The organism is Pseudomonas sp. KH_017, assembly GCF_057840285.1.
In genome coordinates this window covers 1,229,145-1,248,488 of sequence record NZ_CM174509.1, presented here as the reverse complement: position 1 = coordinate 1,248,488, position 19,344 = coordinate 1,229,145, and the positions used below count along the sequence as shown (strand labels likewise).

The 19,344-nt window shown below is 60.0% G+C and carries 20 protein-coding genes; 11 read left to right on the top strand and 9 right to left on the bottom strand.

Annotated features, from left to right (window positions below; translation table 11 throughout):
- The first annotated feature begins 87 nt into the window (after nucleotides 1-87).
- From dapE to AC3IT6_RS05565, 3 genes are all read left to right on the top strand, one after another.
- Nucleotides 88-1,239, top strand: a complete 1,152-nt coding sequence (gene dapE, locus AC3IT6_RS05575; protein WP_223458812.1) for a succinyl-diaminopimelate desuccinylase — start codon at nucleotides 88-90, stop codon at nucleotides 1,237-1,239.
- Nucleotides 1,239-2,048: a putative RNA methyltransferase gene (locus AC3IT6_RS05570; RefSeq protein ID WP_489354568.1), complete on the top strand. Its 810-nt coding sequence runs from the start codon at nucleotides 1,239-1,241 to the stop codon at nucleotides 2,046-2,048. Before dapE ends, AC3IT6_RS05570 begins: the two co-directional genes overlap by 1 nt.
- Before the next feature lie 75 nt (nucleotides 2,049-2,123).
- Nucleotides 2,124-2,501, top strand: a complete 378-nt coding sequence (locus tag AC3IT6_RS05565) for a hypothetical protein (protein WP_046041100.1) — start codon at nucleotides 2,124-2,126, stop codon at nucleotides 2,499-2,501.
- Between the two features lie 138 nt (nucleotides 2,502-2,639).
- On the opposite strand, the gene AC3IT6_RS05560 is transcribed toward AC3IT6_RS05565, so the two are convergent.
- Nucleotides 2,640-2,849, bottom strand: coding sequence for a cold shock domain-containing protein (locus AC3IT6_RS05560; protein ID WP_007954750.1), 210 nt, complete (start codon nucleotides 2,847-2,849; stop codon nucleotides 2,640-2,642).
- Between the two features lie 236 nt (nucleotides 2,850-3,085).
- Here AC3IT6_RS05560 and plsB point away from each other — a divergent pair, with 236 nt between their 5' ends.
- The 6 genes from plsB (at nucleotide 3,086) to AC3IT6_RS05530 (ending at nucleotide 8,710) form a co-directional block, all read left to right on the top strand.
- Entirely contained in the window at nucleotides 3,086-5,581 is a 2,496-nt protein-coding gene (plsB, locus tag AC3IT6_RS05555; protein WP_489354567.1) for a glycerol-3-phosphate 1-O-acyltransferase PlsB, read from the top strand.
- A 117-nt stretch (nucleotides 5,582-5,698) separates the two neighbouring features.
- A complete protein-coding gene (locus AC3IT6_RS05550; protein ID WP_489354566.1) occupies nucleotides 5,699-6,043 on the top strand; it encodes a hypothetical protein in 345 nt (114 codons plus the stop codon).
- 338 nt (nucleotides 6,044-6,381) lie between these two features.
- On the top strand, nucleotides 6,382-6,765 hold the full coding sequence (locus tag AC3IT6_RS05545) for a YbaY family lipoprotein (RefSeq protein WP_489354565.1): 384 nt from the start codon (nucleotides 6,382-6,384) through the stop codon (nucleotides 6,763-6,765).
- Between the two features lie 88 nt (nucleotides 6,766-6,853).
- Nucleotides 6,854-7,252: a YbaY family lipoprotein gene (locus tag AC3IT6_RS05540; protein ID WP_489354564.1), complete on the top strand. Its 399-nt coding sequence runs from the start codon at nucleotides 6,854-6,856 to the stop codon at nucleotides 7,250-7,252.
- 27 nt (nucleotides 7,253-7,279) lie between these two features.
- The gene (locus tag AC3IT6_RS05535; protein ID WP_489354563.1) at nucleotides 7,280-7,969 is read left to right on the top strand and encodes a DUF4197 domain-containing protein; all 690 of its coding nucleotides are present in this window, start codon (nucleotides 7,280-7,282) and stop codon (nucleotides 7,967-7,969) included.
- Between the two features lie 399 nt (nucleotides 7,970-8,368).
- Nucleotides 8,369-8,710 (top strand): YbaY family lipoprotein, encoded by a 342-nt coding sequence (locus AC3IT6_RS05530; RefSeq protein ID WP_489354562.1) that lies wholly within the window; start codon nucleotides 8,369-8,371, stop codon nucleotides 8,708-8,710.
- Between the two features lie 71 nt (nucleotides 8,711-8,781).
- Here the strand turns inward: AC3IT6_RS05530 and AC3IT6_RS05525 are convergent, their stop codons facing one another.
- The 3 genes from AC3IT6_RS05525 to AC3IT6_RS05515 all read right to left on the bottom strand — a co-directional run bounded on the left by AC3IT6_RS05525 (nucleotide 8,782) and on the right by AC3IT6_RS05515 (nucleotide 13,961).
- Entirely contained in the window at nucleotides 8,782-9,060 is a 279-nt protein-coding gene (locus AC3IT6_RS05525; RefSeq protein ID WP_489354561.1) for a DUF6124 family protein, read from the bottom strand.
- Between the two features lie 728 nt (nucleotides 9,061-9,788).
- Nucleotides 9,789-12,854: an efflux RND transporter permease subunit gene (locus tag AC3IT6_RS05520; RefSeq protein ID WP_489354560.1), complete on the bottom strand. Its 3,066-nt coding sequence runs from the start codon at nucleotides 12,852-12,854 to the stop codon at nucleotides 9,789-9,791.
- A gap of 6 nt (nucleotides 12,855-12,860) precedes the next feature.
- On the bottom strand, nucleotides 12,861-13,961 hold the full coding sequence (locus AC3IT6_RS05515; RefSeq protein ID WP_223442688.1) for an efflux RND transporter periplasmic adaptor subunit: 1,101 nt from the start codon (nucleotides 13,959-13,961) through the stop codon (nucleotides 12,861-12,863).
- Nucleotides 13,962-14,054: 93 nt separating this feature from the next.
- On the opposite strand from AC3IT6_RS05515, the gene AC3IT6_RS05510 reads away from it, so the two are divergent.
- Nucleotides 14,055-14,693 (top strand): TetR/AcrR family transcriptional regulator, encoded by a 639-nt coding sequence (locus AC3IT6_RS05510; protein WP_489354559.1) that lies wholly within the window; start codon nucleotides 14,055-14,057, stop codon nucleotides 14,691-14,693.
- A 131-nt stretch (nucleotides 14,694-14,824) separates the two neighbouring features.
- On the opposite strand, the gene AC3IT6_RS05505 is transcribed toward AC3IT6_RS05510, so the two are convergent.
- The gene (locus tag AC3IT6_RS05505; RefSeq protein WP_057716192.1) at nucleotides 14,825-15,607 is read right to left on the bottom strand and encodes a class I SAM-dependent methyltransferase; all 783 of its coding nucleotides are present in this window, start codon (nucleotides 15,605-15,607) and stop codon (nucleotides 14,825-14,827) included.
- A 93-nt stretch (nucleotides 15,608-15,700) separates the two neighbouring features.
- On the opposite strand from AC3IT6_RS05505, the gene AC3IT6_RS05500 reads away from it, so the two are divergent.
- A complete protein-coding gene (locus tag AC3IT6_RS05500; RefSeq protein ID WP_489354558.1) occupies nucleotides 15,701-16,321 on the top strand; it encodes an energy transducer TonB in 621 nt (206 codons plus the stop codon).
- Between the two features lie 22 nt (nucleotides 16,322-16,343).
- Here the strand turns inward: AC3IT6_RS05500 and AC3IT6_RS05495 are convergent, their stop codons facing one another.
- The 4 genes from AC3IT6_RS05495 to tsaB form a co-directional block, all read right to left on the bottom strand.
- Nucleotides 16,344-17,165, bottom strand: a complete 822-nt coding sequence (locus AC3IT6_RS05495) for an isocitrate lyase/PEP mutase family protein (RefSeq protein ID WP_489354557.1) — start codon at nucleotides 17,163-17,165, stop codon at nucleotides 16,344-16,346.
- 34 nt (nucleotides 17,166-17,199) lie between these two features.
- A complete protein-coding gene (locus tag AC3IT6_RS05490) occupies nucleotides 17,200-18,060 on the bottom strand; it encodes a DUF72 domain-containing protein (RefSeq protein WP_489354556.1) in 861 nt (286 codons plus the stop codon).
- Nucleotides 18,060-18,365, bottom strand: coding sequence for a hypothetical protein (locus AC3IT6_RS05485; protein ID WP_489354555.1), 306 nt, complete (start codon nucleotides 18,363-18,365; stop codon nucleotides 18,060-18,062). Before AC3IT6_RS05485 ends, AC3IT6_RS05490 begins: the two co-directional genes overlap by 1 nt.
- Before the next feature lie 269 nt (nucleotides 18,366-18,634).
- Nucleotides 18,635-19,309: a tRNA (adenosine(37)-N6)-threonylcarbamoyltransferase complex dimerization subunit type 1 TsaB gene (gene tsaB / locus AC3IT6_RS05480; protein ID WP_489354554.1), complete on the bottom strand. Its 675-nt coding sequence runs from the start codon at nucleotides 19,307-19,309 to the stop codon at nucleotides 18,635-18,637.
- Nucleotides 19,310-19,344 lie beyond the last annotated feature (35 nt).

Sequence of the window (19,344 nt, the reverse complement as noted above, 5' to 3'; positions counted from 1 at the left end):
CACACCGCATTCGCGAGCAAGTCGAAGCGTCGAACCGCCGCTCCCACATTAAAGCCCATGCCCAATTTCATGTTTCCGGAGTTTTCCATGACGGCCCACGCCGACCTTTCGCCGACCCTCCAACTCGCCATCGACCTGATCCGCCGTCCGTCCGTGACGCCGATCGACGCCGATTGCCAGAAGCAGATGATGCAGCGCCTGGGCGATGCCGGTTTCACCCTGGAACCGATGCGCATCGAGGATGTGGATAACTTCTGGGCCACCCACGGCCAGGACGACGGTCCGGTGCTGTGCTTCGCCGGCCATACCGACGTGGTCCCGACCGGCCCGGTGGCAGCCTGGCAGATCGAACCGTTCAACGCGCTGATCGATGAACACGGCATGCTCTGCGGCCGTGGCGCCGCCGACATGAAAGGCAGCCTCGCCGCCATGACCGTCGCCTCCGAGCGTTTTGTCGCCGACTACCCGAATCACAAGGGCAAAGTCGCCTTCCTGATCACCAGCGACGAAGAAGGCCCGGCGCACCACGGCACCAAGGCTGTGGTCGAACGCCTCGCCGCGCGCAAGGAACGTCTGGACTGGTGCATCGTCGGCGAACCGTCGAGCACCACCCTGGTGGGTGACGTGGTCAAGAACGGCCGTCGCGGCTCCCTCGGCGCCAAGTTGACCGTGCGCGGTGTGCAAGGCCACGTGGCCTATCCGCACCTGGCCAAGAACCCGATCCACCTCGCTGCCCCGGCTCTGGCCGAGTTGGCTGCCGAGCACTGGGACCATGGCAACGATTTCTTCCCGCCGACCAGTTTCCAGATCTCCAACGTCAACTCCGGCACCGGCGCGACCAACGTGATTCCGGGTGACCTGGTGGCGGTGTTCAACTTCCGCTTCTCCACCGAATCGACAGTCGAAGGCCTGCAAAAGCGCGTCGCCGACATCCTCGACAAGCACGGCCTGGACTGGCACATCGACTGGGCACTGTCCGGCCTGCCGTTCCTCACCGAACCGGGCGCGCTGCTCGATGCGGTGTCGGCGAGCATCAAGGACATCACCGGTCGTGAAACCAAGGCGTCCACCAGCGGTGGTACCTCCGATGGCCGCTTCATCGCGACCATGGGCACCCAAGTGGTTGAGCTTGGCCCGGTCAACGCGACCATCCACCAGGTCAACGAACGCGTGCTGGCAGCCGATCTCGACGTGCTCACCGAAATCTACTACCAGACCCTGATCAAGTTGCTCGCCTGATGCTTGCGTGCCCGATCTGCAGTGAGCCGCTGAATGCGGTGGACAACGGCGTGGCCTGCCCCGCCGGGCATCGTTTCGACCGCGCTCGCCAGGGTTACTTGAACCTGTTGCCGGTGCAGCACAAGAACAGCCGCGACCCTGGGGATAACCAGGCGATGGTCGAAGCCCGCCGCGACTTTTTGAATGCCGGGCACTACGCCCCGGTGGCCAAGCGTCTGGCGGAACTGGCGGCCGGCTACGCGCCACAGCACTGGCTGGACATCGGTTGTGGCGAGGGTTACTACACCGCGCAAATCGCCGAAGCCCTGCCGGATGCCGAAGGTTATGCCCTGGACATCTCCCGCGAAGCGGTCAAACGCGCCTGCAAACGCAACCCGCAGCTCACCTGGTTGATCGCCAGCATGGCACGGGTGCCGTTGGCTTCCGGCAGTTGCCAGTTCCTGGCCAGTGTCTTCAGCCCGCTGGATTGGGAAGAAGCCAAGCGCCTGCTCAGCCCCGGCGGCGGCCTGATGAAAGTCGGACCGACCAGCGGCCATCTGATGGAACTGCGTGAGCGGCTGTACGACGAAGTCCGGGAGTACATTGACGACAAGCATCTAGACCTGGTGCCGGAAGGCATGGCACTGGCGCACAGCGAGACGCTGACGTTCAAGCTGACGCTGGACAAGCCACAGGACCGCGCCAATCTTCTCGCGATGACGCCCCACGGCTGGCGCGCCAGTGCCGAGCGTCGTGCCGCGGTGATCGAACAGGCCGAGCCGTTCGAGACCACCGTATCAATGCGCTACGATTATTTCGTTCTTCAATAACTTTTGGTTCCGGGCGAGTGCCCGAAACCGGCTAAATCCGCGAATGGATTTTTCAGACCCGCAGTGAGGACATCCATGCGCCAACCCGATATCGAGATTTACCTGAAAGACGCCGACGTCGACCACAAGGCCATTTCCGCCTGGCTCGGTGCGGCCTTGGGCCCGTGCACGGATTGGGTCCAGAAGGGCCAGACCTACAAGTGCAAGGCCGGCAACGTGCCAGTGACCTGGCTGCCAAAGGCCGTCGGCAAGTGGAACAGCCTGTACCTGGAAAGCGACCAGACCCCATGGGACGACGACATCGCCTGCGCCCGCGCTGCGTTTGCCGCGCTGAACGTTGAAGTGCGTTGCGCGCCGGGCACCTGGGTCGAGGAAGAAGGTGAAGAGACCGCCGATCGCTGGATTCGCATCAGCGCCGATGGTGAAGAAGAGATCACCTGGAAAACCGCTTAACAGCAAGCGACACCGAATAAATGTGGGAGCGGGCTTGCTCGCGAAAGCGGTACATCAGTCAACATCAACTTTGACTGACACACCGCTTTCGCGAGCAAGCCCGCTCCCACAGTAGTTTTGTGTGATCTGAAGAGTGGATTACAACCCCACAACATCCTCAGCCTGCAACCCCTTCTGCCCTTCGACTACCGCATATTCAACCTGCTGGCCTTCGGTCAGCGAACGGTGGCCTTCACCGCGAATCGCGCGGTAATGCACGAACACGTCCACCCCGTCCTCGCGCTGAATGAAGCCATAGCCCTTGGCGTCGTTGAACCACTTCACGTTGCCGGTTTCGCGTGTTGCCATTTGTTCATACTCCCTTTTTATTATTGATCGGGCTTTTCGCAGGAAAGCCTCGGGAACGTCAGCCTGCGCATACCGGTCCCATGAGGGCAACGGCGACAGAGCGCCGAGTATATGACAGACGTTAAAACTCTCAACAAGAGTTTACTTTCGCGCTTTTTTGCCGATTTTCAGCGAATCCGGCACACTATCGGCCTGCCGAGCAAACGCTCGGTTTTATTCACTCACGCAGAAGCCGTATGACCCGCTCCCCGTTCCGCCGTCTTGTGTTTGGCACCCTGCGCCGACTGTTGTACCTCTGGGTTCGCTCCGAGACGATCAACCAGTCGTCGTTCACCCTCAACCTCGACCGCAGTCGTCCGGTGTTCTACGTCCTGCAAAACCCTTCGCTGACCGACCTCGCCGTGGTCGACACCGAGTGCAGCAAGGCCGGCCTGCCACGCCCGGTGCTACCGGTATCGGTCGGCAACCTGCTGGAACCTGCCGCGTTCTTCTACCTGACGCCGGACCCGGACTGGCTCGGCCGCCAGGACAAGCGCGGCGCGCCGCCGACACTGACCCGCCTGGTCAGCGCCCTGAGCCAGAACGCCGCCGAAGATGCGCAGATCATTCCGGTCAGCGTGTTCTGGGGCCAGTCGCCAGACAGCGAAAACAGCCCATGGAAACTCCTGTTCGCCGACAGCTGGGCCGTTACCGGGCGCCTGCGTCGCTTGCTGAGCGTCATCGTGCTGGGGCGCAAGACCCGCGTGCAGTTTTCCGCACCGATCCACCTGCGCGAACTGATCGAGCACAACAAGGGCCATGAGCGTACCGTGCGCATGGCCCAACGCATCCTGCGGGTGCACTTTCGCAACCTGAAAGCTGCGGTGATCGGCCCGGACATTTCCCACCGCCGCAACCTGGTCAAAGGCCTGCTGAACCAGCCACAAGTCAAACAAGCGATCCTCGACGAAGCCGAGCGCGAGAACATTTCACCTGAGAAGGCCAAAGCTCAAGCGCTGCGCTACGGCAACGAAATCGCCTCGGACTACACCTACACTGCGATCCGTTTTATGGAAGTGGTGCTGAGTTGGTTCTGGAACAAGATCTACGATGGCATCAAGGTCAATCACATCGAGGGCGTGCAGAAGGTCGCCCAGGGTCACGAAGTGATCTACGTGCCGTGCCATCGCAGCCACATCGATTACCTACTGCTGTCCTATCTGCTGTTCCGCAACGGCCTGACTCCGCCGCACATCGCCGCCGGCATCAACCTGAACATGCCGGTGATCGGCGGCCTGCTGCGTCGCGGCGGCGCGTTCTTCATGCGCCGCACGTTCAAGGGCAACCCGCTCTACACCTCGGTGTTCAACGAATACCTGCACACCCTGTTCACCAAGGGCTTCCCGGTGGAGTACTTCGTCGAAGGCGGCCGTTCGCGCACCGGGCGCATGCTGCAACCGAAGACCGGGATGCTGGCGATCACACTGCGCAGCTTCCTGCGTTCGTCGCGTATGCCGATCGTGTTCGTGCCGGTGTACATCGGCTACGAGCGCGTACTGGAAGGTCGAACCTATCTTGGTGAATTGCGCGGTGCGGCCAAGAAGAAAGAGTCGATCTTCGACATCTTCAAAGTCATTGGCGCACTCAAGCAGCGCTTCGGCCAGGTGGCGGTGAACTTCGGCGAGCCGATCAAACTGGCGGAATTCCTCGACGGCGAGCAGCCGGACTGGCGCAAACAGGAACTCGGCCCGCAATTCAGACCTGCCTGGCTCAACGAAACCACCAACCGCCTCGGCGAGAAAGTCGCCCGGCATCTGAACGAAGCGGCGGCGATCAACCCGGTCAACCTGGTGGCGCTGGCGCTGCTGTCGACCACCCGACTGGCGCTGGATGACCGGGCCATGGCGCGGGTGCTGGATCTGTACCTGGCGCTGCTGCGCAAGGTCCCGTATTCGCCGCACACCACCTTGCCGGAAGGCGATGGCCGGGCGCTGATCGAGCACGTGAAGGGCATGGACCTGCTGTCCGAGCAGAGTGATGCCTTGGGCAAGATTCTCTATCTGGACGAACAGAACGCCGTCCTGATGACTTACTACCGCAACAACGTGCTGCACATCTTCGCACTGCCGGCGTTGCTGGCGAGCTTCTTCCAGAGCGCCTCGCGCATGAGCCGCGAACAGATCCTGCGCTACACCCGAGCGTTGTATCCCTACCTGCAAGCAGAGCTGTTCATTCGCTGGTCGCTGGACGAACTGGATGCGGTGATCGATCAATGGCTGGAAGCCTTCGTCGAACAAGGCCTGCTGCGCTTCGAAAACGACGTGTACCTGCGCCCGGCACCAAGCTCGCGGCATTTCGTGCTGCTGACCTTGCTGTCGAAAAGCATCGCCCAGACCTTGCAGCGCTTCTACATGACCGTGTCCCTGCTGCTCAACAGCGGCCAGAACAGCATCAGCGCCGAAGAACTGGAGGACCTGTGCACGGTCATGGCCCAGCGCCTGTCGATCCTGCATGGCCTGAACGCCCCGGAATTCTTCGACAAGAGCCTGTTCCGCCACTTCATCCAGACCATGCTCGACCTCGACGTGCTCAAGCGTGATGAAGCGGGCAAGCTGAGCTATCACGAACTGCTCGGTGAACTGGCCGAAGGCGCGGCCAAACGGGTCTTGCCGGCGGAGATTCGTTTGTCGATTCGGCAGGTGGCGTTGCACGGCAATGAAAGTGCGGCGGAAAAAGCCCCGCTGAACACATAATCAACAACTTGAGTTTCCACGCAGAAATAAAAGGATGTATTTCTGCGAAATACCAGACTTCAATGATCAGCTAGCATCCTTCATGCCTATTCCAGGCTCAACTAAAAGGATAGTTAGATGAACAAACACATTTCCGGAAAAGTTCTTTTCAGCAAAACCCCATTCGAAATACAAACGGACTACACCACCAAAACCAGTCTTTACAAACATCTCAGTGACAATGAATCCAAGCTCATCAACACACACGAAGAAAACTCGCTGATGCATAAATGGTGGGAATTTGAGTTCATTGTTGAACGCGACTCCAGTGAAAGCGCTGTCGCTACATACCGAATTGTCGCAGAAGTTTTTCTTCCCGACGGGACGCTTCTCGCCAAGGCCGATGAACTTCTATCGATCGATTTCCAATATGGCACTCGTCATCACGAGGACATCTACCTCAAACCTGTATTTATTGTTTAACTAAAAAACACTGAACTGGCAGCAGCAAGACACCAGCCTCTTCATCAGCCAAAAAATCACTGAAAACTGCTCGAAAAGCGATTTAAGGCCCGCACCTACAATTAGCAAATCCCTCACGCGCAAGGCAACAAATCAGGAAGCACTGTATCGCAGTGAAGATGCGGCGGATCAGGTGCCGTCGATCGCGCCCTGAATCTCTTGGCAACGATGAAACGGAACACAGATGCTCAAGGATTTTCGTCGTAGATTTGAAGATTTCGCCTACAAGGATTTGGCGGGGTCAATGCCTACACTTGGCCCTCGTCATCTTCGACGAATCACTGGATAAGGAAATCAAAATGAGCAGCGAACGAGCAAAAACCATCAGCGGCAAAGTGTACTGCCCGCAAGAGATCGAGTTGGGGCCTTACTCAACGGTAAGCGTCGAACTGCTGGATGTCAGCCTGGCTGACGCACCCGCCCAAATCGCCGTGCACGTGAAGCCCAACGCAGACGTTGCAGGGTTGGACTTCACTCTTAAGTACAAGGCATCCGATGTCTTGCCCGGTCATAGTTATGCTATCAGTGCACGCATCGCCCACTACACCGAATTGGTGTACATGACTACTGAAAACCATCCGGTGTCGCTGGATGGTAGCTGCGTGCAACTACAGGAAGTACGGGTAGATCCTGTCTGCGACATGCCATTTCCTAGATCGAAAACTTCGTTACCCACCGATTAACAGGGTGTTGAGCGATATTGCTGGAAAAATCCGTTAAATTGTCGTTGGCGCCGGTCCATTTCGGGCGCCAATGACAAGGATCAGCCTCATGAAAAAAATCTCTCTCCTTGGACTCGCCGCTTTACTGAGCGCTTGTCAATCCATGCAACCGGCCCCGAAAGCCAGCCTCGAGGGCGAAGTCTTCTACCTGCAACGCATTGCCCTGCCGCCCACCGCCACCCTGAGCGTGAGCTTGCAAGACGTGTCCCTGGCCGACGCACCGGCCATTGTCCTCGACGAACAGAAAGGTCAGGTCAAAGGCCAGGTGCCACTGCCGTTTCATCTGAGTTACGATCCGGCGCAGGTCAAACCAGGCCATCGCTACTCGGTCAGCGCGCGCATCGAAGTCGACGGCAAGCTGATGTTCATCACCACCGAAAACCATGCCGTACGGCTTGATGGCAAGGACCCGCAAGCGCTGAAAATCCGCGTCGACGCCGTTCGCTAATTCTCTTTTTTGAACAAGGAAGCTGTCATGTTCCGCCCTACCCTTCGCTTCGCCGGCCTGTGCGCAGGCTTGATGATCTGTGCCAACGCCCTGGCGCTGTCCCTCACCGACCTGTCGCAGAAAGACGCCACCGGCGGGCTCAAGGACGCACTGACCCAAGGCGCGCAACTGGCCGTCAAACAACTCGGCACCCCGGGTGGTTTCAGCAACAACCCCGACGTAAAAATCGAACTGCCGGGCAAGCTGGGCAAGGTCGCGAGCAAGATGAAACAGTTCGGCATGGGTGACCAGGTCGATGAACTGGAAGCCAGCATGAACAAGGCGGCCGAAACCGCCGTGACCCAGGCCCAGCCCATCCTCGTCGATGCCGTGAAGAAAATGACCGTGGAAGATGCCAAGGGCATCCTCAACGGCGGCAACGACTCGGCCACCCAGTACCTGAACAAGACCAGCCGCGAACAGATCCGCGCCAGGTTCCTGCCGATCGTCAAGCAAGCCACCGACAAGGTTGGCCTGGCCCAACAGTACAACTCGTTCGCCGGGCAAGCGGCGACCATGGGCGTAGTGGATGCGAAGAATGCCAACGTCGAAAACTACGTCACCGAGCAGGCGTTGAATGGATTGTTCGAAATGATCGGCAAACAGGAAGAAACCATCCGCCAGAACCCGGCATCTGCGGCGACCAGTTTGGCGAAGAAGGTGTTTGGTACGCTCTGAACTCTGCGAAGCCATTGAAGGAGCGAACTTGATCGCGATGAGGCTGTGTCCGTCGACATCAACTTCGATTGATACACCGTCATCGCGAGCAAGCCCGCTCCCACAGGTGCTGTGCCCACCCGGATAATCAGGTTGGCCGGTAGGCCGCCTCTGTTGCTTTTGATCTGCCCGCCCCCTTGGGAGGCTGGGTGGAGGCGATGCCCCCGGATGAATGCCGAGCGAAGGAACGCCGAGCTTCAGCGAGGGACAGGATCCTCGGGGCGAAACCAAAGGATGCTTCTGACTCCTACCATTGCCTCTTCGTTCCGGATCGCAGGAATCCCCCTACACGGAAATCGTGATATTGGCGCTATGTTGAGCACTCGTCACTTCCGACGATTCATTGATAAGGAAATCAATATGAACAACGAACCCGTTAAGTCAATCGGTGGCAAAGTGCATTACTTCGAAAGGATTGGGCTGCTGCCAAACTCGACACTTCATGTCCGCCTTCTGGACATCAGTCTGGCAGACGCCCCCGCAAAAGAGCTGGCTGTACAGGTCACCCCCAATGCAGAAAAGGCCGGACTGGACTTCAACCTGACATACAAGCTTGCAGACGTTCTGAATGGTCATACCTATGCGATCAGGGCGAGCATCACCAACGATAAAATCCTCGTCTTTACCACCACTCAACATCATCCGGTGGTGTTGGGAGTCGATCATTTGACAGGGCAGGAAGTGCTGGTCAGCCTCGTCTGAGAACGGTCCCACGCACAACACCAGAAAAGCCCGCTGAACCTGTGAAGGTCAGCGGGCTTTTCCGTTCTCCATTACTGCGGATCAAGGCGATCCAACACGTCACTCACCGACAGTTGCGCCAGGACAATCATCTGCTGAATACCGAGCACCAGATTGCACGTCGGGCCGATCAGGCTGGATGACAACTCGGTCGCCATCACGTTGGCTGAGGCGAGGGTTTCGTAGGCGTGGACCAGCAGGGTTTCGGAATTAATGCCTGGGCGGATAGCGAAAATTGGACAGGGGCGGTATGAAGTTCTCGTTTGTTTTTCGGATTCGGAGGCAGAGTAATCAGGACTGTCTTTGATCATTGCGAAACTCCCAAAGTAGGCGCCTAACGACTATTCGCGGGCTTGCAGTCCCGGCCGCTGAATTGGCAGCGACGGGCAAAGGCTAGGGATCGCCCTTCCGACTGGCAACCTGAAAGTATTGTGGGAATGGTCTGAATGCTTGATTGAGCAATAAACACTTTTGACTGATAAGCCGTCATCGCGAGCAGGCTCGCTCCCACAATTGGATCAGGTACATCTGAGAGGGATTTGTTGGCTGGCAGGCCGCCTTCGCAGGCAAGCCAGCTCCCACAATTTGACCGAGTACTTTCGCAAGAGACAGGTCAGCTGGCAGGCCGCCATCGCGAGCAAGTCGAATCGCCGCAGCGCCGCCCCCACTGAAGAGCAACGGCAGATCGGCGTACACAGACGCTTTTCACCACTCAACAGGCCGAGCGTTAGCTCGCCTGCAGCTCTTGATCTTGATCCACCCGCCCCCTCGGGAGGCTGAGTGGAGGTGTTTATCCGGGGATTGGCGCGCAGCGCCGTTTGACGCAGTCGAACTCATTGCATGTAGGTCGTCGCGAAGCAGACCGGAGGGCAATGCCCCCGGATGAATGCCGGAGCGAAGGAACCCCGAGCCCAGGCGAGGGGCCGTACGTTCGGGGCGAGCGTTTTTTGCTTACTTTTTTAGGCGCTTGTAAAAAAGTGAGTCGCCGTAAGGGCGAAACCGCCAGCCGCCGTTACCGAAGAAATGGATATGTACCCGCTCAAACGGTCTCCTTCCTAACCCGAAACCAGGCAGCATAAAGGGCAGGCAAAAACAAAAGCGTCAACGCCGTGGCCACAATCAACCCCCCCATGATCGCCACCGCCATCGGCCCGAAAAACACACTGCGCGACAACGGAATCATCGCCAACACCGCCGCCAGCGCCGTCAACACAATCGGCCGAAACCGCCGCACGGTCGCCTCGATAATCGCCTGCCAAGGCTTCAACCCCGCAACGATATCCTGCTCGATCTGATCCACCAGAATCACCGAGTTACGCATGATCATCCCCGACAAGGCGATGGTCCCCAACATGGCCACGAAACCGAACGGCTGGCGAAACACCAACAGAAACAGCGTCACCCCAATCAACCCCAGCGGCGCCGTCAGGAACACCATCGCCGTGCGCGAAAAACTTCGCAGCTGCAGCATCAGCAAGGTCAACACCACCACGATGAACAACGGCACGCCGGCCTTCACCGAGTTCTGTCCACGCGCCGAGTCCTCCACCGTGCCACCGACATCCAGCAAGTAGCCATCCGGCAATTCAGCGCGGATCGAATCGAGGGTCGGCATGATCTGCTGCACCAGCGTCGCCGGTTGTTCCTTGCCATAGATGTCGGCGCGAACCGTCACGTTAGGCAGGCGGTTACGGTGCCAGATGATGCCCTCCTCGAAGCCGTACTCCAGGGTCGCGATCTGCGACAGCGCGACACTGCGACCATTATCGGTCGGCACCGCCAGGCTCGGCAGCAACGACAACTCGGTGCGCTCATGCAAGGTGCCGCGTAACAGGATCTCGATCAACTCGTTGTCTTCACGGTACTGGCTGACACTGGAACCGGTCAGGGAGCTTTGCAGGAACCTCGACAGGTTCGCCGTGCTCACGCCCAGCGCCCGCGCACGGTCCTGATCGATGTTCAGGTACACCACCTTGCTCGGCTCTTCCCAATCCAGGTGGACGTTGACCACATGCGGGTTCTCGCGAACCTTGGCCGCGACTTTGCGCGCCAGCGCCCGCACTTCCTCGATGTGCTCCCCGGTCACGCGGAACTGCACCGGATAGCCAACCGGCGGACCATTTTCCAGGCGCGTGACCCGCGAACGCAGCACCGGGAATTGCTCGTTGAGGGTTGCGATCAACCAGGTGCGCAGGGCTTCCCGTTCTTCGATGGTTTTCGCCAGGACGACAAACTGGGCGAAGCTCGCCGCCGGCAGTTGTTGATCCAGCGGCAGGTAGAAACGCGGCGAACCGGTACCGACGTAGGCCACGTAATTGTCGATCCCGGCCTTGTCCTTGAGCAGCGTTTCGAGGCGTTTGACCTCGTCGGCGGTGTTGCTCAGCGAAGCGCCTTCGGCCAGTTTCAGGTCGACCATCAACTCCAGGCGACCCGATGCCGGGAAGAACTGCTGCGGCACAAAGCGGAACAGCACGATGGAGCCAATGAACAACAATACGGTCGCCAGGATCACGGTTTTGCGCCAGCGCACGCACCACTCCACCAGACGCCGGACGCGCTGGTAGAACGGCGTGGCATACGGATCGGGCTGGCCGGCACCGTGCTTGGCGGCGTGAATCTTCGCCAGGTCCGGCAGGAGTTTTTCCCCGAGGTACGGCACGAACACCACCGCGGCCACCCACGACGCCAACAACGCGATGGTGACCACCTCGAAGATCGAACGGGTGTATTCGCCAGTGCCCGATTGCGCCGTGGCAATCGGCAGGAAGCCGGCCGCGGTGATCAGCGTACCAGTGAGCATCGGGAACGCGGTACTGGTCCAGGCATAACTCGCCGCTTTGACCCGGTCGAAACCCTGCTCCATTTTGATCGCCATCATTTCCACGGCGATGATCGCATCGTCCACCAGCAAGCCCAGGGCCAGTACCAGCGCGCCGAGGGAGATCTTGTGCAGGCCGATGCCGAGGTAATACATGCAGGCGAACGTCATCGCCAGCACCAGCGGAATCGCCAGCGCCACCACCATGCCGGTGCGCACGCCGAGGGAGAAGAAGCTCACCAGCAACACAATGGCCAGCGCCTCGACCAGCACTTGCACGAACTCGCCAACACCGGTTTTCACCGCCGCCGGTTGGTCGGAAACCTTGCGCAGCTCCATACCGGCCGGGAGGTTTTTCTGGATGCGGGCGAACTCGATTTCCAGCGCCTTGCCCAGCACCAGGATGTCACCGCCGTCCTTCATTGCCACCGCAAGGCCGATGGCGTCCTGCGCCATGAAGCGCATGCGCGGCGCCGGTGGATCGTTGAAACCACGGCGCACGTCGGCCACGTCGGAGATGCGGAAGGTGCGATCACCGACGCGGATCGGGAAGTTCTTGATCTCGTCGACCGTCTGAAAATTTCCCGTCACCCGTAGCTGCAATCGCTCGCTGCTGGTTTCGAAGAAACCTGCCGTGGACACCGCGTTCTGTTCTTCAAGGGCTTGCTGGACGACAGCCAGCGGCAAGCCGAGGGTGGCGAGCTTGACGTTGGAGAGTTCGATCCAGACTTTCTCGTCCTGCAACCCCAGCAGTTCGACCTTGCCCACATCCTTGACCCGTTGCAGCTGGATCTGGATGCGGTCGGCGTAATCCTTGAGCACGGCGTAGTCGAAACCCTCGCCGGTCAGGGCGTAGATATTGCCGAACGTGGTGCCGAATTCATCGTTGAAGAACGGCCCCTGAATTCCCGGAGGCAGGGTATGACGGATGTCGCTGATCTTCTTGCGCACCTGATACCAGAGCTCCGGGATCTCCACCGAGTGCATGGAGTCGCGGGCGATGAAAGTCACCTGGGATTCGCCGGGGCGAGAGAACGACACGATGCGCTCGTACTCGCCGGTTTCCATCAGCTTCTTTTCAATGCGTTCGGTGACCTGGCGCGAGACTTCCTCGGCGGTCGCCCCCGGCCAGTTGGTGCGAATCACCATGGCCTTGAAGGTGAACGGCGGGTCTTCACTCTGGCCGAGCTTGGTGTAGGAAAGTGCGCCGACAATGGCCAGCAACAGCATCAGGAACAGGACGATCTGGCGATTACGCAGCGCCCATTCGGAAACGTTGAAGCGCATCGGGGCTTACTCCTTGTCCGCCAGATTGACCACGCGATTGGAGCGGTCCACCGGGCGCACCTGCTGCCCTTCGAGAAGCACATGGACACCGGCGGCCACCACCCAGTCGCTGGCGTTGAGTCCTTCAAGCACCGGTACGGTTTTCTCGCCGAAGGCACCGACCCGCACCGGGGCCTTTTTCAAGGTGTTGTTGGCGCTGACGATCCAGACATAGGTCACGCCGTTTTCCGCCGTCAGCGCAGACAGCGGAACGGACAGTGGAACCACGTCGGCGGCCTGCACGAACACTCGGGCACTCTGGCCCAGTTCGACAGGAACCTTGCCGGAACTGAAGGCAATGCGGGCCGCGAAGGTGCGCGATTTTGGATCAGCCGACGGCGACAGTTCACGGATACGCCCTTCGAATCGCTGATCGGGTTGGGTCCAGAGTTCCACCGACACCGGCTCACCGACCTTGAAGCGGCCGAAGTTCTGCTCCGGCAGGCTGATCAGGACTTCACGCTCGCCATCGGTTGCCAGTGTGAACACCGTTTGCCCGGCAGCCACGACTTGCCCGACCTCCACCAGGCGCTTGGCCACGACGCCGTCCTGCGGCGCACGCAACACGGCGTAGCTGGCCTGGTTATTGGAAACGTTGAATTCGGCTTTGATTTGCTTGAGGCGCGCTTCGCCGGAGCGGTAGAGGTTTTCCGCGTTGTCGTATTGCGAACGACTGACCAGTTGACGCTCCATCAGGGTCTTGTAGCGATCACGCTCGGAACGCACCAGGTTCAGATTGGCTTCGGCGGCTGCGACCTGGGCCCGAGTGGCCTCCAGTTGCAGGCGCACGTCTTGGGGGTCGAGCTCCGCCAAGGGTTGATCGGCCTTGACCCGCTGCCCTTCCTCGACCAGTCGTCGGCTGACTTTGCCGCCGATACGGAACGCCAGGTCCGGCTCATACCGCGCGCGAACTTCACCGGGATAGCTTTCCATGGCCTGCGCCGAAGGCTCTGGCTGGACCACCATGGCCGGGCGAACGCTGACCTGCGGCGCCTCTTCGTGACCACACGCAGACAATAAAAAAGCCAGGGTGACTGGCAACGCGAGGGGCAAGGCATAGCGGAACATGGTGAAGGACCTTTCGCTAATGGTGCTTTGAATAATTATACTGAGCAGTATGTTATTAATAGCAAACTCACCAGTCCAGTAATAAAAACGAATATGCCAAACAATCTTTCAGCACCCAATGGCCCAGGCAGACCCAAGGACCTGGTCAAGCGCCAGGCGATTCTCGATGCAGCCAAAGCGCTGTTTCTGAGTAAGGGTTATGCCAATACCAGCATGGATGCCGTCGCGGCCGAGGCCGGTGTGTCGAAGCTGACGGTCTATAGCCACTTCAACGACAAGGAGACGCTGTTCTCCTCTGCGGTGATGGCCAAGTGCGAGGAACAGTTGCCACCGCTGTTCTTCGAACTGCCGGAAGGCGTCGCCGTAGAAACCGTGCTGCTGAACATCGCGCGCGGTTTTCATCAGTTGATCAACAGTGATGAATCGGTGAACCTGCACCGCTTGATGATGACCTTGGGCAGCCAGGACCCTAAGCTGTCGCAGATATTCTTCGAAGCCGGGCCGGAGCGCATGCTGCATGGCATGGAACGCCTGCTGAGCAAGATCGATGAAAGCGGTGTGTTGCGCATCGACAAGCCGCACAACGCGGCCGAGCACTTCTTCTGCCTGCTCAAGGGCGCCGGGAATTTCCGATTGCTGTATGGCTGCGGCGAGCCTCTGGTTGGCGAGGCGGCGGAGAGCCATGTGCGGGAGGTGGTGGGGTTGTTTATGCGGGCTTATCGGCCGGAGTGAGCCTGATGGATATTGGCTGTCTGATCTAACGCCTTCGCGAGCAAGCCCGCTCCCACAGATGACCCGGTTCCGTCAGACAGTACGCGGTCAAATGTGGGAGCGGGCTTGCTCGCGAAGCAGGCACCGCGGTCTTAAGGCTTGAGCGCCTTCTTCGGATAAATGTCATACCGGCTGGACTTGCCATCCAGCGCATGACTCGGCTTCGGCCCTTCGATGCACGGCGCCTTGCGCGGACGCTTGACCACCACCCGGTGGCTGGCCAGGGCCAAGGCGGCCTCGAGCAAAGCCGGCGCATCCGGGTCATCGCCCACCAGCGGCCGGAACAGGCGCATTTCCTTCTTCACCAGTGCGGTTTTCTCACGGTGCGGGAACATCGGGTCAAGGTAGATCACCTGCGGCGGCTCGCCCTCCCAGTTGCGCATGACCTCGATCGAGTTGCCTTTGAGCAAGCGCATGCGCGCCACGATCGGCGCCACGTCGAAATCTTCCGCGCCACGGGCCAGTCCGTCTTCCAGCAAGGCACCGATCAGCGGCTGACGCTCGATCAGGCTCATCTCGCAACCGAGGCTGGCCAGCACGAACGCGTCCTTGCCCAGGCCTGCCGTGGCGTCCAGTACCCGCGGGCGCACGCCTTGGGCGACGCCAACAGCCTTGGCGATCATCTGTCCGCTGCCGCCGCCGTACAACCGGCGATGGGCCGCACCGCCCTCGACGAAGTCCACCCGCACCGGGCCGGGTGCATCCGGCCCCAGCTGTTGCAGCTGCAAGCCCATGTCACCCACCTGCAAGGCAAATTCGCCGTCCGCCACTTGCATTGGCAAGCCCAGGCGCTCGGCCCATTGCTCGGCTTGAGGCTCGAAAGCCGCGTCGAGGGCCTGGACATGGATGCGGCAGGCCGCAGGTTGATCAATCATCGGAAAACACGCTCAAAAAATTAATGATCGGCAAAAACTGCCGATAACAAAACTATCGAGCATTTTGCCAGAGCTGAGCGTCGACCGAGAGAAATGTCAGACATTCAACCCACAATCACAGGTTTTATCTCGCCCTATGGCGACTACAACCTGCGAAACACCCAGGCACTGAGCGGCGTCAGCCACATCTGGCAGGATTTCTTTGCCCGAGCGCTGGCCGAACAGTCGGGTGAAGTGCTGCCGCAATCTCTGAGTTTTCCACCGGTCGATCTCGAAAGTCCTGTTGAACCCACGGTCGGCAGCGAGCTGCTGGAGCACATCGTGTCTCAGCGCGAATGCGACGTGAAGGACAACGTAATCCGCCCGCCCGAGCCGCTGTTCCTGCCAATTGCCGAATTCGAAATGGACCTGGCCGACAAGCCACGCCCACCGTTCCCGGCGGATGAAATCGTCACCCAGCAAAAACAGCAGGACTTCGAAAGCGGCTGGGTTCGCCCGATCGTGCTGAAAGCCGGTCAGCCGGTATACGAAGCAGGGCCTGCCCCGCAACCGCGCCCGCTGCACCTGCCCATCGCCGAGTTCGAACTCGACCTGCTCGACAAGCCGTTCCCACCGTTCTCGCCAGAAGAACGGGTGGAACAGCAGAAACAACTCGATTTCGACAATGGCTGGGCGCGCCCGATCATCCTGCAGAACCTGCGTATCGCCGCCTGACCCTCAGCCGTGCCCTCTTCCCTCAGCCTTTGAAAAACTGATTGGCCTTCTGGTACGGCATCGACCGGGAGGTGAAACCAAACGTGCCTGACGTCTGGATTTCTTCGGCGGCGCGAAAGAATTCGCCATAGGCCGCCAATGCCAGCGCCGAACCGACGCTGATGCGTTTGACGCCCATCTCACCCAACTGCGCGACCGTCAGCTTCAAGCCGCCCGACATCAACACATTCACCGGTTTGGGCGCCACGGCACGCACCACCGCCAGCACGTCCTCGGCGCTGCGCAGGCCAGGCGCATAGAGCACGTCGGCACCGGCCTCAGCGAAAGCCTGCAAGCGGCGGATGGTGTCGGCCAGATCGGGATTGCCGTGCAGGAAGTTTTCCGCCCGGGCAGTCAACGTAAAGTGGAACGGCAAGCTGCGAGCGGCAGCCACAGCGGCTTCGATGCGCGCCACGGCGTGTTCGAAACAGTAGATCGGGCCTTCTTCGCGGCCGGTGGCATCTTCGATCGAACCACCGATGGCTCCAGCCTCTGCTGCGCGCAAGATACTTTTCGCGCAATCATCCGGATTGTCGGCAAAACCGTTTTCCAGGTCCACGGCAACCGGCAGGTCGGTGGCGGCGACAATGGCTTGAACGTTCATCAGGGTGTCGTCGAGGGTCAATCCGCCATCGGCACGGCCCTGGGAAAAGGCATATCCGGCACTGGTGGTCGCCAGCGCCTCGAAGCCGAGGCTGGCGAGCATTTTCGCCGAGCCGGCATCCCACGGATTGGGAATCACAAAAGCCCCGGGGCGTTCGTGAAGGGCTTTGAACGCCTGGGCTCGAAGGGTTTGCGCATCCATTGGGCAGGCTCCTGAAGAGGGGAAGGAATCCGCCTCAGAGCAGGCCAAGTTGCTCGGCGACGGGTTCTCTGTATAGCTCAGGCAGCGCTGGCAAGCCAGGCAAACGCAGCATCAGCCTGGCGTGAAAACGCTGCGCCAGTTTTGCGGCCAACAGGTTGTCGGCGGTGTGCAGGAAGATATACGGCGTGCGACCTTCTTCGATCCATAACGCGATTTTCTCGACCCACGGCTCCAGGAACGCATCGTTGGCCTCAAGCGTCGGGTGGCCGATAAAACGCACCTGCGGGAATTGCGTGAATGCCGCAGGGCGCGGTGGCACTCGGGGTTTCTTCGATTGGGCGTGGAGTACCGATGGCTCGGTCGAGGTGCAACTGAACAGCGCACGGGGATCGAGACAGATGCGTTCGACACCGCGATCCAGCAGCAGGCGGTTAAGCATTCGCTCGCTGTCACCCTTGGCGAAAAACTCGTCATGCCGCACTTCCACGGCCAGCGGCCGCTGCAAGGCATCGATAAATCCGGCCAGTTCGGGCAAACGTTGGGGCGTGAAGCTTTTCGACAACTGCAACCACAGCGGCGACACCCGCTCACCGAGAGGGCTGAGTAACTGAGTGAAGGTCTCGGCGGCGGTCAGCTGCTCGCGCAGATCGCCACCGTGGCTGATCTCGCCGGGAAACTTGGCGGTGAAGCGAAAGTGTTCGGGCATGGTCTCGGCCCAACGCTGCACGGTGCTGGCAGCCGGGCTCGCGTAGAAGGTCGTGTTGCCTTCCACGGCATTGAAAACCCGGGAATAGAGATCAAGAAAATCGGCGGGTCTGGCGTCCGGCGGATACAGGTAGTCGCGCCAGGCGTTTTCGCTCCAGGACGGGCATCCGAGGTAATACGGCAGCAACATCAGATGTACAGGTCGAGACCCAGCACATCCGCTTCCCAATCGACGAAACCGGCGGTGCTCAGGTAGCTGGCCAGGGCTGTCGCCACGCTTTTGCTCATGGCACGGTGGTAAATCATGTCTTGCTGACGGGCGGGGAGATTGCTCAGTTTTTGCGCAGAGGCTTTGGCGGCACGGGCAGCCAGTTGCTCTTCAGTCGGGAATTCCAGCTCGCCTTCGATATCAATGGCGTCGTCTTCCACCACGCGGCCTGTGCGAGGTTTGCGCTTGATGGGGTAGGACTGAGAGGAAACGCCGTCTATACGCATAGGTGCATACTCGGAATCAGTGATGGCAGTTTAGTGGCGCACTTCCCGCTTCGCAAACCGCCGAGTGATAACTAGAACACATAAAAGGCAAAAGGTTTAAAAGCTGAGGTTAGAAACTGACGGTTGGCAGAATTAGAGCAGAACACTATCCCTGTGGGAGCGGGCTTGCTCCGGGCGGCGTTCCGACGAAAGCGGTATCACACTCAACATTTCTGTTGTCTGACACACCGCCTTCGCGAGCAAGCCCGCTCCCACAGGTACTGCGTGAATCAACGCGCCTTCGGCGTCGCCACCTTGTCACGCAGATAAACCGGCTGCGCCTCGTCGGCCACGATCGCCTCGCCGCGTTCCCAGGCAAATCGCGCCAGAGTCAGCAGGTCTGCGGCGTGGGGCAACATGCCCGCGTCCTGCCCGCTCAGGCTGACGGCAATACGCTCGCCATAACCCCATCCGGTGCCTGCGCCGAACCATTCGCCGCTGGCATCGGCCGGCAATCGAGCGGACTCCGGCGGCAGTACCGCTTCCGCCCCCACCAGGCGCATCTCCCCGGCCGTTTCGCGGTAGCAACCCCAATACACTTCATCCATGCGCGCATCGATGGCGGCGGCAACCTGAGTGGCGCCGTGTTCGCGCAGCGCACGTTGCGCCAGCACGGCCAGGTTCGACACCGGCAACACCGGGCGATCCAGGGCAAACGCCAGGCCCTGCACCACGCCGATGGCAATGCGCACGCCGGTGAAGGCGCCCGGGCCACGGCCGAACGCGATGGCATCGACCGCTTGCAGCGTGGTGCCCGCATCGGCCAGCAATTGCTTGATCATCGGCAACAGCTTCTGCGCGTGCAGGCGCGGGATCACCTCGTAATGGCTCGTGACCTTGCCGTCATGCAGCAAGGCAACGGAGCAAGCTTCAGTCGCGGTGTCCAGGGCCAGCAAGGTGCTCATCGATGTATCCACAAGAGAGATCAGAAAAAAGTGCG

What these genes read in the sequence shown, in the direction of transcription:
- AC3IT6_RS05515 (WP_223442688.1), bottom strand. Translation starts at nt 13,961, where the DNA reads ATGTTCCGCTATGCCTTGCCCCTCGCGTTGCCAGTCACCCTGGCTTTT.
- plsB (WP_489354567.1), top strand. Translation starts at nt 3,086, where the DNA reads ATGACCCGCTCCCCGTTCCGCCGTCTTGTGTTTGGCACCCTGCGCCGA.
- AC3IT6_RS05570 (WP_489354568.1), top strand. Translation starts at nt 1,239, where the DNA reads ATGCTTGCGTGCCCGATCTGCAGTGAGCCGCTGAATGCGGTGGACAAC.
- AC3IT6_RS05500 (WP_489354558.1), top strand. Translation starts at nt 15,701, where the DNA reads ATGTCAGACATTCAACCCACAATCACAGGTTTTATCTCGCCCTATGGC.
- AC3IT6_RS05510 (WP_489354559.1), top strand. Translation starts at nt 14,055, where the DNA reads ATGCCAAACAATCTTTCAGCACCCAATGGCCCAGGCAGACCCAAGGAC.
- AC3IT6_RS05520 (WP_489354560.1), bottom strand. Translation starts at nt 12,854, where the DNA reads ATGCGCTTCAACGTTTCCGAATGGGCGCTGCGTAATCGCCAGATCGTC.
- AC3IT6_RS05540 (WP_489354564.1), top strand. Translation starts at nt 6,854, where the DNA reads ATGAAAAAAATCTCTCTCCTTGGACTCGCCGCTTTACTGAGCGCTTGT.
- AC3IT6_RS05545 (WP_489354565.1), top strand. Translation starts at nt 6,382, where the DNA reads ATGAGCAGCGAACGAGCAAAAACCATCAGCGGCAAAGTGTACTGCCCG.
- AC3IT6_RS05535 (WP_489354563.1), top strand. Translation starts at nt 7,280, where the DNA reads ATGTTCCGCCCTACCCTTCGCTTCGCCGGCCTGTGCGCAGGCTTGATG.
- AC3IT6_RS05485 (WP_489354555.1), bottom strand. Translation starts at nt 18,365, where the DNA reads ATGCGTATAGACGGCGTTTCCTCTCAGTCCTACCCCATCAAGCGCAAA.
- AC3IT6_RS05530 (WP_489354562.1), top strand. Translation starts at nt 8,369, where the DNA reads ATGAACAACGAACCCGTTAAGTCAATCGGTGGCAAAGTGCATTACTTC.
- AC3IT6_RS05490 (WP_489354556.1), bottom strand. Translation starts at nt 18,060, where the DNA reads ATGTTGCTGCCGTATTACCTCGGATGCCCGTCCTGGAGCGAAAACGCC.
- AC3IT6_RS05550 (WP_489354566.1), top strand. Translation starts at nt 5,699, where the DNA reads ATGAACAAACACATTTCCGGAAAAGTTCTTTTCAGCAAAACCCCATTC.
- AC3IT6_RS05560 (WP_007954750.1), bottom strand. Translation starts at nt 2,849, where the DNA reads ATGGCAACACGCGAAACCGGCAACGTGAAGTGGTTCAACGACGCCAAG.
- AC3IT6_RS05495 (WP_489354557.1), bottom strand. Translation starts at nt 17,165, where the DNA reads ATGGATGCGCAAACCCTTCGAGCCCAGGCGTTCAAAGCCCTTCACGAA.
- AC3IT6_RS05525 (WP_489354561.1), bottom strand. Translation starts at nt 9,060, where the DNA reads ATGATCAAAGACAGTCCTGATTACTCTGCCTCCGAATCCGAAAAACAA.
- AC3IT6_RS05505 (WP_057716192.1), bottom strand. Translation starts at nt 15,607, where the DNA reads ATGATTGATCAACCTGCGGCCTGCCGCATCCATGTCCAGGCCCTCGAC.
- AC3IT6_RS05565 (WP_046041100.1), top strand. Translation starts at nt 2,124, where the DNA reads ATGCGCCAACCCGATATCGAGATTTACCTGAAAGACGCCGACGTCGAC.
- dapE (WP_223458812.1), top strand. Translation starts at nt 88, where the DNA reads ATGACGGCCCACGCCGACCTTTCGCCGACCCTCCAACTCGCCATCGAC.
- tsaB (WP_489354554.1), bottom strand. Translation starts at nt 19,309, where the DNA reads ATGAGCACCTTGCTGGCCCTGGACACCGCGACTGAAGCTTGCTCCGTT.